Origin of the sequence: Cylindrospermopsis sp. CR12, assembly GCF_001432185.1 — a bacterium.
In the GTDB taxonomy this organism is placed as follows: domain Bacteria; phylum Cyanobacteriota; class Cyanobacteriia; order Cyanobacteriales; family Nostocaceae; genus Raphidiopsis; species Raphidiopsis raciborskii.
In genome coordinates, this window is record NZ_LMVE01000106.1 from 64259 (window position 1) to 78977 (window position 14719).

Here is a 14719-nt window from a genome sequence, read left to right on the forward strand (position 1 = left end):
AAGTTGATATTACTATCATCCATAGTCAAAATGGTAAATTCCATTCTCTTCAATACAAAAAAGCCAATGAATTGGTAATGCTTTATGTTGGTCTCCTTTAAAGAAAACTCATAAATCACTGCTCCATTCCTAGTTAAGTAGGGAGGAACGAGACCCATGCGGGTGTTGGGTTTCATACTTCAACCTAACCTACGTTGATCTTATATTTAATTCCACTCACCCACTTGCACTGCAAAATATCTGCCGTCATCTCCTTAGAAGAGCCTACATATAACAAAACCTTTTTTGATAATTTGTATTTGGTACTGTATTTGACGCGGTGTGATTTTAGTTAATCATTCAACCGTTTTTGGATTTATCCGGTACAGAGCAAAAAAATTTTTTTGTTAACGCCTTACAAATTAAAGCATCACCAGAATTATAACGTGGGAAATCCGCAAACAATAATATTAGATTCTCGGACTTTTGTCAATCATGTTCTTTATTTTACCGTTTCAGTTAGACCGAGCACAATAGTTTTGGTATTAACTGTCATCATTTTGATATAAGTATCCGCATCACTTCCCCTTGCACCCAAAGAGTCGGAATAAAGTTGATTTGTTGCCATTTTTACCCCCGCTTCTTGAGCTACTGTTTTCATCAAGTCTGGATTAATCGTAGTTTCGGTAAATATAGTAGGAATATCCGCTCTAATAATAGCATCTACCAATTCCTTTACCGTTTTAGCACTGGGTTTTTCTTCTGTACTAATTCCAATCAAAGTCCCTATAACCTCCATACCGTAAGCATCAGCATAATACTGAAAAGCATCATGGGAGGTAACTATTTTGCGGTTGGGCGGTGGAATAGTTTCAATTTCCTGTTTGATCCAATTATCCAACTTTTCCAGTTCCTTAGTTAGTTGGGCAGCATTTCGTGTAAATTTTTCCCTGTCCTTATCCGACAACTCCACTAAAGTATCTCTAATAGCATTTACCATGGTTATGGTGTTTTTAGCACTCCCCCACACATGGGGATCGGGAACTATTTCCCCTCGATGGGTTTTTAATTTTAAGGGTTTGACTACTTCCCCCACTGCCAGTTTTCTAGCCATTACACCCGTAGAATTCATTAACTTAATAATTCCTGGCTCTAAATTATACCCATTATATACAATTAAATCCGCTGTCTCTAAGACCTTGCCATCTCCTGGTACTGGTTCATATACATGGGGATCTGTTCCAGGTTGAAGTATTCCAGTTAAACTAATCTCCTCACCTCCTATTTGTGCCACTAAGTCCGTAATTATTGTACTTGTTGCTACAACTCTTATTTTGCTTAGTTTCCCACGACTGCCATTCTTCGAGGTTTCCACCTGAGAAACACTACATCCTAGTAAATATAATGGTAAAAATATTACTATCCATATCCGAATGTTTTTATTTTTCATATTTGTCTCATATTTTTAGCCTTCTTCATAGTAAGCTCAAAGTAGGATCTCAAGAATTATCAATCCTACTATGCAAAACACCTCCCCAAAATTTGGTCTATTACTAAAAACACCTCAAAGGATGCCCATAAATAGAGAGTTTAGGGATATTCATATTTCCCATTTAGGAGTACAATACCATAGACAAGACGCTTTACAGGATATAACCTGTACTATTAAAGCAGGAAGATTAACAGGAATTTTTGGACCTAATGGTGCTGGTAAGAGTACGTTGATCAAAGCAATTCTAGGATTAGTCCCCATGAGTATGGGTAGTGTACTGTATGACGGTAGGCCATTAGTAGACCAACTAGAAAAAGTTGCCTATGTCCCCCAAAGAAGCCAAATTGACTGGAACTACCCCGCTACGGTCTGGGATGTGGTCATGACGGGAAGAGTGAAAAAAACCGGTTGGTTACGTAGTTTTTCTAGTATGAGTCGGCAAATAGCAATGACAGCATTGGAACGGGTAGAAATGTTAAAATATACTGACCGACCTATAGGAGAGCTTTCCGGAGGACAACAACAAAGGGTATTCCTGGCCCGCGCTCTAACTCAAGAACCTGAAATTTTTTGTTTTGATGAACCCTTCGTCGGCATAGATCACAAAACTCAAGGTGTCCTTTTTAACATTTTTCAAGAACTCACAGATCGAGGAAAAATTGTCCTGGTGGTCAATCACGATCTGGGTCAGTCAATTAACCATTTTGACGATTTAATTCTACTTAACTGTCAACTTATAGCTAGTGGACCTCGTCTGCATGTACTTACAGAAACTAATCTACAACGTGCTTACTTTACAATATAATTTTCATTTTTAATATTATTTATGTTAAGCGAAATAATGGAGCCGTTGCAGTATGGATTTATGCAACGCTCACTAATAGTTGCAGTGTTAATTGGTTTGTTATGTGCTGTGGTTGGTACTTATTTAATGGTACAACGTCTGGCACTACTAGGCGATGCTATTAGTCATTCCGTTTTACCAGGACTGGCGATCGCCTTTATAATAGGTGCGAATATATTTGTGGGAGCTTTTATTGCTGCTATGGTAAGCACGGTAGCTATAGCAGTGATTAAAAACCGGTCTCCCATTAAGGAGGATGCAGCTATGGGGATCGTATTTTCTGGTTTTTTTGCTCTTGGTGTCACACTCATTACAGGGATTCAAAAAGCTAATAAAATCGACCTCAATCACTTTCTTTTTGGCAATATTCTAGGTGTTACCCCCAATGAGGTTAGGGATACGGCCATCCTTGCTGCTGTGGCCTTAATTATCGTTTTTTTACTCTACAAAGAACTACTATTCTATACCTTTGATCCCATAGGAGCCCAGGTTGCTGGTCTACCAGTTAATCAACTCAACATTAGTTTGATGTTGCTCATTTCCCTAACCATTGTTGCTAGTATGAAAGCAGTGGGAGTGATTTTAGTCCTATCAATGTTGATTACCCCTGGTGCTACAGCGTACCTATTAGTTAACAGACTACATCAAGTTATGATCCTAGGAGCTGCGATCGCCATAATTTCTAGTATTGTAGGAATTTATCTGAGTTACTTCTATAATTTACCCTCTGGACCAGCTATTGTATTAGTCGTTTGCACAGCATTTGTCCTAGCTTTTTTATTTAGTCCCAAATCCAGAGTTTTGGGAGCCCTTGTAAAACATGGAAGGTAGGAATTACCTTCCCGATTTTACAGATTGGCCCTTGAAAACATTGAAACCTTAATTGATCAATCCCCCCGGCCAAAACTGGGGGTTTTTTTAAAAACATGGAAATTAAACAGAAATCAAATAAATTTTCCGGATTCCATGTTATCCCGTAGGAATAATCAAACTAGTAAATGCACCTTAATTACATTGTTACCCTCAGTTATTAACTGTTCGTTATTGGCTGGGGGATTTATTTTCATACTCGTTAAATATTGATTGGAACCTACCTTAACTAGGATTATAAGACACCCCCCATAAATGTCAATAGTGCCAGTAATCTTTATGTAATCAAACCAGGGAGCTGTAAAACTCCATAGACAATGAGGTAGAAAATTAGGGTGATTAATAGTGTTAATACATAGCAAATACATACAAGCAGTCCATCTGACTCCATACTAGCCGCAGCAAACAGTAAAATGCCAATGGTGGGTATGGGATTAGTCAAAGGTACAGGAGAAATAAGTAAAATAGCCAACCAGGAAATGCAAAGACCGTTACACCTCCAGGTAATATCATGATTTGCCAATTTTGTCAAGCGAGGACGGGCAATTTTTTCTAACAACCTGGTGACCCTACCTAGGTTGTGAAGAATAGTTTGGGCAAAAACCCGGGGAAACTGATAATTGGCAATTTTTTTTGGTAACCAGGGCGATCGCCTGCCCAAAAGCATTTGCAATGATAAGAGCAAACAAGCGGAGCCAAGAGGACCCGTGAGTCCGGGTGGCATAGGGAACAAGAATGGTAAAACCAATAAAGCAATGACTAGAATGAATCCGCGTTGGGAGGTTGTCTCCAGCACGTCACCCAAGGTTAGAGGTTGGTGTGCTAGACGCTGTAGCAAAGATTTTATTTCCTCAGAAAAGGTCAAGCGCATTGTTCAGGGTTTGGGTAAAAGAACGGGGAACGATCAAATATAACACTTGCTTCATTCCCCCTGTCAGTCTTTGATTATCACCTTTTAACTAAAGTCATAGCTTGTTCTAGAGCTTGTTTGCGCTCTGTCACCAAATGGTGGGGGGGTAATAAACTTAGAACTCCCAAATTTTCCAGTCGCTTTTTAATCTTACCAGTGACGCCAACTAGAATAATTTGTCGGCCTTTTTCAACTGCTTCCCGAATTGCACTTTCGATAGTTAAAGAAGCAGTGACACCCATCATAGGAACATCGCTGAGGTCAAAAATAATCACATCACAGTCTTGAATGGCATTATGCTCACGAGAGATGGCCTTGGAAACGCCAAATATCATGGCACCACTTAAGTAGAATAACAAAATTCGACCCCCAGCTTGGTCGAGCAATCTTTTCTCTTCTTCGGTTAAATCAATATCATCATCAGCGTCACTGATGGCCTTAACTTTCTCAGAACTCATGCTGGACAAACGCTCAATTGTGAGGATGTTAGCAACAAATACACCTATCCCCACAGCTACAATCAGATCTACAAAAACAGTCAAGAGTAACACACCATACATAATGATGGAACCCTTGAAGGAAACTTTGTGAGATCGCTTTAAAAAACTCCAATCTAGGATATCAATCCCCACTTTCAGCGCAATTCCCGCTAAGACAGCCATAGGAATACTTTGAGTAACACCAGCAGCACCTAAAACCACTACCAACAAAACTAGAGCGCGGGTGATTCCAGATATTGCCGTCTGTGCTCCGGTTTGGATATTTACTACCGTTCCCATGGTCGCTCCAGCACCGGGCAAACCTCCACACAAACCAGAAACTAAATTGGCAATACCCTGTCCAATCAGCTCTTTGTCAGATTTATGTTCCGTACGAGTTAAGCTATCAGCTATTACTGCGGTTAATAGGGTATCAATACATCCCAACATTCCCAACATAACCCCATCAACCAACATAATCGTTACACTAGTGGGGGTAAAAGTTGGCATTTGCAGTTTTGGCAATCCAGTTTCAATCACACCGATACGTGGGATATCCGCATTACTAAAAAAGACCAGTGAAACTATAGTTCCTAAAACTAGGGCAATTAATTGGGGTGGCACAATGCGTTTGACCTTTGATGGTGTCAAATAAATAATTGCCACAGTCATTACACCCAAAATGAGGGCAATGGGATTAATCTTTTCTAGGAGCTGAGGTAAATTTTGAACTATTCCTAAAACTCCCCCTTTTGGGTTAGGTTGCCCTAAAAACGGTGCAATTTGCAAAATAATTAAAATCACACCAATACCCGACATGAACCCAGAGATTACACTATAGGGCATGAGGGTGATATATTTGCCCAGCTTGAAGATACCAAATATGATTTGAAATATCCCCGCTAACATAACTACGGTAAAAGCCATAGCCATGCCATTTTCTGGATCCATAGCTGTTAAAGAACTTATAATGCCAGTAATTACAACAGTCATGGGACCAGTGGGCTCGGAAATTAATGTGGGTGTTCCACCAAATAAAGCAGCAAAAAAACCCACACAAACTGCACCATAAAGACCAGCAACTGGACCTGCACCGGAAGCAACACCGAATGCTAAAGCCAGTGGTAAAGAGACAATGGCCGCAGTGACACCACCAAAAATATCGCTCCGTAAGTTGCGCGTGTTAATAGTATTAGTTATTTCCATGTTTGTTGATTGGTTTTAGATGGCGTTTAAGCGATGCTTAGGTTGCTCTATCAGCATACTCTTCTTAGGTAGCCAAAATTTACCAACGCAAACAATTTACTGAATATATATTCTTATGAATTGCATAGGTATTAACCTATAGCTGAGGAGAATCCCTAGTTGGGTACAATTAGGCGAATGTGATTCGCCTATTGTCATCCTAACCAACATCATCATGAGCAAAGCGATTAAACAAGAAGTCTAAAGCATAGTTACGCAATTGATAATATTGAGGATCTTCCATAATCAGAGTCCGCTCACGTGGTCGTGCAAAAGGAATTTCCATCACCTCCCCAATTTTGGCATGGGGTCCATTAGTCATCATGACCAATTTATCAGCCAAAAATAAAGCCTCATCAATGTCATGAGTAATCATTAACACAGTACAACGGTTTTCATTCCAGATTTTTAATAACTCCTCCTGCAATTCTTCCTTGGTGATAGCGTCCAAAGCGCCAAACGGTTCATCTAAAATTAAAACCTTGGGACGAATAGCTAGGGCACGAGCAATAGAAACACGCTGTCTCATCCCTCCAGACATTTGAGGGGGTTTTTTCTCCATAGCATCAGACAGTCCCACCATGACTAAATGCTCCCGGACAATGGCTCGTTTTTCCGCTTCTGGTTTAGTTGGGTAAACCGCATTTACAGCCAAATAAATATTCTCAAATGCGGTTCGCCAAGGTAGAAGGGCGTAGTTTTGGAATACCACCATCCGGTCCGGACCAGGTTTAACTATGGGTTGTCCTTCTAATAATACCTGACCCGTGGTAGGAGTGTTAAAACCAGACACCATATTTAATAGGGTGGATTTACCACACCCGGAGTGGCCAATCACACAAATAAACTCACCCTTTTGTACCTCTAAATTTATCCCATCTAAAACAGTAAAAGGTCCTTTTTTAGTCGGGTAAATTTTAGTGACATTTTCAATTGTGAGGAAGGATTGATGGTTACGGACTTGAGTAGAGGATGTCATCTGATTTTTCCCAGGGTAAATTGTTGAACAACTATCTAGAGCTATCTAGAAATATCTAGGCTACAAATTTTCTGTTAATGTCTAGAACAACTTCTGCGACAGAAAAATCTCGTTTAATTTCTAGACCATTAAGATAGGCAAAAGGATCATCAGCGTTAAAAGGTTTGCCATCAAATAACTGAATGGGTTGACGAGTATAACTGATATCCAAACCCAATTCCCTAGCGGCGGTACTAAATACACCCACGCGACAAACCCTTTCCACAATTTCTACCCAGTTGCGAGGAAAAGGAGTTTCACCCCATCTGGCCAGCTGGGTCATAATCCAAGTTTGTTCAGTCCTACTAGGACGATTAATTGCTGAGTTACCATAAAATTGATGGTGGGCATACTCACGCATGGGATGGTCTAAATCGCAGGTGTTACCACTGGGATCTTCCACCTGAATAAAATCCATATCAGTGTTCACATATTCCCGACTGGCTAATATTGCTCTCACCTCTTGTGCATTATTAGGATCTGCACAATATTTACACCCTTCCAACAAGGCTTTGGTTAAGGCAATATGGCTATTAGGATAAGCATTAGCCCAATCCTCTCTCACACCTAATACCTTACCGGGATGTCCCAGCCAAACCTCTAAATCTGTGGCTATGGTAAAACCTGAACCTTCAATAGCAGCACGATAATTCCAAGGTTCTCCCACACAATAACCATCAATAGTTTTAGCCCTCAAATCTACCACCATTTGCGCAGGGGGAATATTTTTCATCTCTACATCCACATCTGGATCAATTCCTCCTGCTGCTAACCAATAACGCAACAGTAAATTGTGCATTGATGCTGGATGTACTACCCCCATGCGGTGCATCTGATCTCGGGTCTGTAACAGATATGATTTGAAATCAGATAGAGTATATATCCCCTGTTCATAGAATCTTTTGGCTAGGGTAATGGCATTACCATTACGGGTCATGGTTAAGGAGGTGACAATTGGTAGGGGCTGACTTTTATTACCCCCCAAAGATAACCACATGGGCATACCCGATGGCATTTGAGCAGCATCTAAATAACCGCCATTAATACCATCAACAATACCTCGCCAATTACTTTCTCTGACCAAATGAACTTCGTCTAAACCATGTTTGGCAAACAAACCCTTTTCTTGGGCTATTGCCAAGGGCGCGCAGGCTGTAATCGGCAAAAAACCAACTTCCAAATTGACTTTTTCTAAGCCATGACGGGCAATATTGGGAGTTTTCCTAGCCCGCAGTTTCTTGATTCTTTTTTGCTGGTTGAGGAAGTAAATCATCTCGCTACGTAGGGTATAGTAACTGGGATGCTCTACCACTTCCATCCGTTTGCGAGGACGTGGAATATCTACTTCTAAAATATCCCCAATTTTGGACTCTGGTCCGTTGGTTAACATGACGATTCTATCTGATAATAAAACAGCTTCATCCACGTCATGGGTCACCATTACCGCAGTTACCTGATTCTCTTCACAAATTTGCATTAATTGTTCCTGCAAATTTCCCCTGGTCAGTGCATCTAAGGCGCCAAAAGGTTCATCCAACAATAACAATTTAGGACGGATTGCTAAGGCACGGGCAATGGCTACTCTTTGTTTTTGTCCACCTGATAACATCGATGGTTGTTTGTCTGCATGGGGACGTAAACCTACCATGTCTATATGTCTTTCAACCACAGATTTACGTTCTCCTGCTGGCATTCCATGTAGCACGGAATCTACTGCTAGGGCAATATTTTCTCTCACGGTTCGCCATGGTAATAGAGAGTAGTTTTGAAAGACTACCATTCTATCTGGACCGGGTTTCTTGATTCTCTGTCCTTCTAGGGTGACTAAACCCTCTGTGGGTAAATCCAGTCCAGCAATCATATTTAAGAGGGTGGATTTACCACAACCGGAGTGGCCAATGAGAGAAACAAATTCACCCTTTTTAATTTGTAGGTCAATACCTTTGAGGGCAATATATTGACCGCCATTACTTAGTTCAAAGACTTTGTCAATTTGATCAACAGCAACAAATACAGACATAGGTTTGTTTTGTGGATTGTAGATGAGGGAAAGTGAGTGAGGAAAATCGGAAGAGTAACTATTAAGTAACTATTTTTGCTCTGGTAAAATTCTTGTTTGTAACCAAGCCATTAATTTATCAAGTAGTAAACCCACAACCCCAATGTAAACCAGGGCTAAGATGACTTCACTAACCTTGTTAGCTTGATAAGCATCCCAGATAAAGAACCCAATACCAACAATACCGGACATGACGATTTCTGCTGCGATAATCGCTAACCATGCCAAGCCAATGGAAATCCTTAACCCTGTAAAAATGTAGGGTAAAGCTGCGGGAATCAAGATGTTTAAGAAATACTCTTTTTGGGAAAGTTGTAGGACTTTAGCCACATTATTATAATCGGTGGGTATTTCCTTCACACCAACCGCAGTGTTAATGAGAATCGGCCAAAGGGAGGTGATAAAAATTACGAACAATGCCGCTGGTTCGTTCTGTCTCAACGCAGCCAAGGAAATAGGTACCCAGGCTAAAGGTGGTACTGTCCTCAGTAATTGAAATAGGGGATCTAAAGCCTTAGACATGGTAGAATTTACACCAATCAAAATGCCTAAACCTATCCCTACCACAGCAGCTAATGTATAACTAATGGCTACTCTTTGTAAACTGGCAAAAACTTGCCAAAACAAACCTTTGTCAATCCCACCTCGATCATAAAATGGGTAAATAATCAATTGCCAAGTGTCTTGTACTACTTGAATTGGTCCGGGTAACGTACCACCTGTCAGAGAAAATATCTGCCAAACAACCAAAAAGGCCACTATGGCAACAAGTGGGGGTAGAATTTCTGGGGTCTGTTTAGTGATAAATGCCACTATGAAATTCTCGGAACTGTTGTTACTAGTACGGCGTTTGGCAGTGAATGTTGTCATTTTTTTATCCTTTTGTACTCTATGGATTTCAGTCGGTGATCGAACAATACCATCATCAATTTTCCCATACATGTCTGAAACCCAATAAGATCCTAGGGATATTAATGAGGTTTCAGGGTCTTGGCTACAGTATTGATTAAAGCGATCAAATGTTCACTTTTTTGATTTTCAAGCTCTTTAAGTACCCACGGGGATCCGAAGGATCAAATGTAGTACCATCAAAGAACTTCTCTACACCACGGGATGTGCTAGTCGGAATATCAGCATCGGGTATACCCGCTTCTTTGGCAGCTTCCCGCCATATATTTTCTTTGTTAACTCTGTTGATTATATCCTCTGATTTTTCTAGGTATTCTGGTGGGAGGAATCCCCAACGAATACTTTCAGTTAAAAACCACAGGTCATGGCTTTTATATGGATAGGAAACACTACCTCTTTCATCTTTCCAATATAATACTGCCATTGACTTATCTTTGACCTGTTGGCCATCTCCCATATCATAGTTACCCTGGAAGGGGTCTGTCAGGAAGGTAGGTGATAGGTTATAGTAGTTAGGGCGAGCTAAAATGTTGGCAGCAGTTTCTCTGTTCTCAAATTTATCTAACCACTGCTGTGCCTCCATAACTGCTTTTAAAATCGCTTTTGTAGCCTTCGGGTTAGCATCTACCCACTCCCCTCTTATGGCAAGGTATTCCTCAGGGTGATTCTTCCATATTTGGGCAGTCAGTGCGGAGATAAAACCTATTTTATCTTTCACGATTCTATAAGGCCAAGGATCTCCCGTGCTGAAAGCGTCCACAGTTCCAGTTCTCATGTTGGCCACAGTCTGAGCTGTAGGTACGGGAATTAATTTCACGTCAGTATCAGGATTCACACCTCCCGCTGCTAACCAGTAACGCAGCCAAAATTCTTGATTAACTTTTGCAAAAGTAAATGCTGCTGTAAAAGGTGATGGGGTTGATTTTAATTTATCAAAAACTGCCTTACCACCCTTGGACAGGTCTAAACTAATCTGCTTACCTGCGTGCTTACTAGCGATCGCAATGCCGTTACCCTGTGTATTTAATTGAGCCAGTATATACATGGGTATTTTGGCGTTTCCTTTAGTAATTAACCCCTCAGTGATTAAGTGTGGCATGGGCATTTGGTACTGTCCACCATCTACACCTCCTCCTGCAGAACCAATTTCCGTGTTATCTCGCATGGAACCCCAAGATGCTTGTTTGGCAAGTTCAACTTCGGTCATTCCCCATCTTTTAAAGAATCCTAACTCCTGGGCAATAATTAACGGTGCAGCTTCCACAATGGGAAGATATCCTAACTTAACCTTGGTGGTTTCTGGTGTGATCTCTGGTGTTAGGTTTACTGCTTCTACCTGTTGACTTTGGGAGCTTGTTCCTCCACCCTTTTCTGGTGGATTTCCTAAACATCCTTTAATGAATACCGCACCGGTGGCAATTCCAGCTGTGGTAAGGAATTTGCGTCGGGAAGTTTGACTCCATGATCCGGACATAAGTTTATCTCCTGTTGTTAATACCTGTTTTTACCTGGGAAAACTCTGGTTGAGTCAGAGTCTAATTTTTCGCTATAAGAAACTCTGTACTAGTGAAAGCTTAAACAGATTTTCCTAGCATAAGTTTGATTCATGATTTCGATTAGGCTATAGACTTTTGTTAATCTCTTACTACTTGCTATCCCCTGATTACACCCCCTGGTTAATTAGTTATCTTGGATGGGATCAACTGTTTCCTGTCAACCGGTCAAACTTAGTGTACAGGGTTTTAAAAAAAATAGATCACTGGTCAACAGGAAATTGTACACAAATATTGGATTAGATATATAAGAAAAAATTTATATTTTTAACCCAATAGTTATCATTGTTCCCAACCTATGGTTTAATTATTCTGGATGTCAATATAATGACAAAAAAGTTAATAGAATAGATGAAAATAATTTTTCCCATAGATTTTAATTTATGGAATACGTCTGGTGTATATCATCCCCTAGCAAAATTAAAGTAGAATTAAGTAAAGATCCAATGAAAATCATTGCTTACAGTTATACAGATCCACTTTTAGAAACTGCACCCGATGACTCTATTTGGGGTTGGGAGGTAGATAAGATTTATCATGACCTGGGAGGAAGGTCTCAATTACAACAGTTAATCTGGGACTGCCATTCCCCTACCTATCTTCTGATTAGACGTTTAGAAGAACTGGGAGATACTCTACAACAAGTGGGCGATCGCCTGAATCAACTAGAAACTATGGGAGTAATAATTATTGCTATAGAACAACCATATATATCGGAAAATGTTGAGGTACCCCTGACTATGCTGGATTTAGCCCAGGAAATTCAAAGCCAACAGCGTAGTCGTCGTATTCGTCGTGGACACGCCAAAAATCGTCTGGAAGCCTTGCGACCACCTGGTAAGATTCCCTATGGCTATCGGGTCAGTAAGGGAAAGTACATTATTGATCGCAGTACATCTCCCGTAGTCAAAGAATTTATTGATCACTTTTTACTCTATGCTTCTGTACGGGGTGCAGTTCGTTACCTAGCCAAAAAATACGGTAAAAAAATCTCCGTTACCACTGGTAGACGGTGGTTAACCAATCCTGTTTATCGTGGTGACACTATTTATCAAAATGGAGAAACTATCCCTAACACCCATCCTGGTATAATATCTAAGGAAGAATCAGCCCAAGTTGACAGAATTTTACGCAGTAATAGTCGTTTATCATCCCGTACAGCTAGTGCGCCCTATTCCTTAGCTGGACTAGTCCTATGTAATCAATGCCAACAAAAAATGAATATTAACCGGGTTACACACTCTTTCCAATCACAAGAGTACCTATATTTGCGAAACACCAAGTGTCCCCAAAATCCTAAATGTCATTCTATTTCTTATCAACAGGTTCTAACCAGAACCATTGAAACTATTTGTCAAAATTTACCTACAGCTGTTGCCCAAGTAAATTTTACCCAATTAGATAATATGAAAAAAAAGTTAACTGCTCAAATTGTAAGTCAACAAGAAATTCTTGACCAGTTACCCGTCTTAATAGAAACGGGAGTGCTAGATCAAGAAACAGCAAAATTAAGGCGTTATAAACTCCAGACAGAAATTTCTCAACTGGAGTCTCAGTTGGCTATTCTCCCTCCCGTGAATTTGTCCTCCGTTGCACAAGCTGTCTCCATTCCACAGTTCTGGATGGACTTATCGGAGGTAGAAAGGCGTTTTTACCTCCGAGAATTTATTCGTCAAATAGAGATTATTCGTCAAGGTGAAAATTGGAATTTACAAATCATCTTCAGTTTTTAAAAACTACTCCCTAATTCCCCGTTCCCTTGTTCCCTTTACCCGTATTTCTCACATTCATAACTTTACCTAGTAAGTCAAACCAAAAAGGCGCACCCATAGCAATGGCAAAACCACTGACTAGCCAACCCATTATCATATTAGAACTTACAACCGAGACACCATTAATTTTGATCGGATTAGTCCCCAGTTGCTCAGCTAAGTTTTTTTCACTCCAACCAATGGGTAAACTAATATCCTCTAATATCTGATTGGTGTCAATACTTTTCAAGTTAGGATCCAGCACTTGCTGATCTATGGTCTGTTGAGCTTTATAAACAATTGCTTCCCTCAACGCTGTATCCTTCGATAACCGATCAATAATGTAAAAGGTATCCGCGTTAGCACCAAAAGCTATAACAATACCAATTAAAATTGCCACCCCTTTGGCATTACGTTTATAAACACCTCCAGCTCTTTGCATGGAACTATCAAAAGAATTTTCTATTTCTTGTCTTAATACCCGTATCCCCTCCTCTGTAGTTTTGGCTTTATACTGGGCTCGCTTGGCCATGGTCGCAATGTTATGCTTCATTCCCGGTGGTAAGCTATCAATCAAATCTCTAATGGTGGCATATTTTTCACTATCTCTCTGTTGTAAACTACTTTGAATTTCATTATATCCAGCTTTACCAGTTTCCATTAATTGGATAATTTCACTAATACTGGGCTTGAGACCCGCAACAGTAATTGCTTTCTCAAGACTAGGAAAAATATGATTTTGTAAAGTTTGCAACCGCTTGTGTGTTTCCATTAACGCTGGATGATTATTTTCAATATTAGCTTGAAAATTGTTGATATATTTGCTTAAACTATCCTGCATCCGATTCACACTAGTATCTACATCAAATCTTTGATTTTTAAAGTCATCCACAATTTGCCTATATTCAGAGTCTAGATTCACAAAATCATCATTAATATCATGAGTAACATTAGTTGATAACTCACTAGCTGCTATTTGTCTTAAAGACCTGGTTAAAATTAGTTTAATTTCTCGCAAATGTTGAATTTTAAAATTTTCTAACCTCACTTCTGCAAGAGCATGAATGATTTTAGGCACTTTTAACTCCTCTAATAAACCAGAAACAAAACTGTCACTAGAGATATAGGAAGGTCCACTATTTTGATTGGCAAAAATTTTGTTTTCCGGTGATGATCTAGAAACCAAATTTTTGACTGAACGAACTATGTCAGCTACCTTCCAGGTCATTTTTCTGGGTAAGGTTGATAAAAATCCCTTTGTTTCCTGGTTAATGCTCCTAATGATAGGATTATTATAAATCCTATTCACCAGGTCCAGTACATCCTTAGTATCTGAATTCTTTACATCCCCTGCTAAGAATATCTCAATAGATTTTTTCAGATGTACCGCTCGCCATTGCAAAACAGTAGCAATTAGCTCTTGAATCTCCGAGGCTAACAAACTTAAAATTAGGTAGGTGAAAACTAATCCTAGGGCTATATCCAAAACAACAGGTAGGTTCATTGGTAAACTCCTTATAACAGACTGGTCAAGTTGGTTTTGTGTCACTTATAACATTTAATTGACGCAAAAAATGTTAAATTGTTTAAAAAATAACTAAGAAAAGTTT

General features: G+C 39.8%; 11 protein-coding genes. 3 read left to right on the plus strand and 8 right to left on the minus strand.

Features of this window, described 5'->3' with window-relative positions; genetic code table 11:
* Positions 1-481: 481 nt before the first annotated feature.
* Positions 482-1429 carry a metal ABC transporter solute-binding protein, Zn/Mn family gene (locus tag ASL19_RS12030; protein WP_057178531.1) on the minus strand — a complete coding sequence of 316 codons (948 nt, stop codon included), beginning with the start codon at positions 1427-1429 and terminating at the stop codon, positions 482-484.
* Positions 1430-1550: 121 nt separating this feature from the next.
* Between ASL19_RS12030 and ASL19_RS12035 the strand changes: the two genes are divergently transcribed.
* Both ASL19_RS12035 and ASL19_RS12040 read left to right on the plus strand, forming a co-directional pair.
* Positions 1551-2276: a metal ABC transporter ATP-binding protein gene (locus ASL19_RS12035; protein ID WP_115538592.1), complete on the plus strand. Its 726-nt coding sequence runs from the start codon at positions 1551-1553 to the stop codon at positions 2274-2276.
* Between the two features lie 21 nt (positions 2277-2297).
* Positions 2298-3146 carry a metal ABC transporter permease gene (locus tag ASL19_RS12040; RefSeq protein ID WP_057178533.1) on the plus strand — a complete coding sequence of 283 codons (849 nt, stop codon included), beginning with the start codon at positions 2298-2300 and terminating at the stop codon, positions 3144-3146.
* A gap of 316 nt (positions 3147-3462) precedes the next feature.
* Here ASL19_RS12040 and ASL19_RS12050 read toward each other — a convergent pair whose 3' ends face one another.
* The 6 genes from ASL19_RS12050 to ASL19_RS12075 all read right to left on the minus strand — a co-directional run bounded on the left by ASL19_RS12050 (position 3463) and on the right by ASL19_RS12075 (position 11279).
* Positions 3463-4056 carry an exopolysaccharide biosynthesis protein gene (locus tag ASL19_RS12050; protein WP_057178535.1) on the minus strand — a complete coding sequence of 198 codons (594 nt, stop codon included), beginning with the start codon at positions 4054-4056 and terminating at the stop codon, positions 3463-3465.
* A gap of 77 nt (positions 4057-4133) precedes the next feature.
* Positions 4134-5780, minus strand: coding sequence for a SulP family inorganic anion transporter (locus tag ASL19_RS12055; protein WP_057178536.1), 1647 nt, complete (start codon positions 5778-5780; stop codon positions 4134-4136).
* Between the two features lie 199 nt (positions 5781-5979).
* Entirely contained in the window at positions 5980-6798 is an 819-nt protein-coding gene (locus ASL19_RS12060) for a nitrate ABC transporter ATP-binding protein (RefSeq protein ID WP_057178537.1), read from the minus strand.
* 55 nt (positions 6799-6853) lie between these two features.
* Positions 6854-8857, minus strand: a complete 2004-nt coding sequence (locus tag ASL19_RS12065) for a nitrate ABC transporter ATP-binding protein (RefSeq protein ID WP_057178538.1) — start codon at positions 8855-8857, stop codon at positions 6854-6856.
* A gap of 69 nt (positions 8858-8926) precedes the next feature.
* Complete coding sequence (gene ntrB / locus ASL19_RS12070; RefSeq protein WP_057178606.1) at positions 8927-9766, minus strand: nitrate ABC transporter permease; 840 nt, start codon at positions 9764-9766, stop codon at positions 8927-8929.
* Between the two features lie 145 nt (positions 9767-9911).
* Positions 9912-11279, minus strand: a complete 1368-nt coding sequence (locus ASL19_RS12075) for a CmpA/NrtA family ABC transporter substrate-binding protein (RefSeq protein ID WP_057178539.1) — start codon at positions 11277-11279, stop codon at positions 9912-9914.
* A 525-nt stretch (positions 11280-11804) separates the two neighbouring features.
* On the opposite strand from ASL19_RS12075, the gene ASL19_RS12080 reads away from it, so the two are divergent.
* A complete protein-coding gene (locus ASL19_RS12080) occupies positions 11805-13091 on the plus strand; it encodes a recombinase family protein (RefSeq protein ID WP_057178607.1) in 1287 nt (428 codons plus the stop codon).
* Positions 13092-13101: 10 nt separating this feature from the next.
* Here the strand turns inward: ASL19_RS12080 and ASL19_RS12085 are convergent, their stop codons facing one another.
* The gene (locus tag ASL19_RS12085) at positions 13102-14613 is read right to left on the minus strand and encodes a hypothetical protein (protein ID WP_057178540.1); all 1512 of its coding nucleotides are present in this window, start codon (positions 14611-14613) and stop codon (positions 13102-13104) included.
* Positions 14614-14719: the final 106 nt, after the last annotated feature.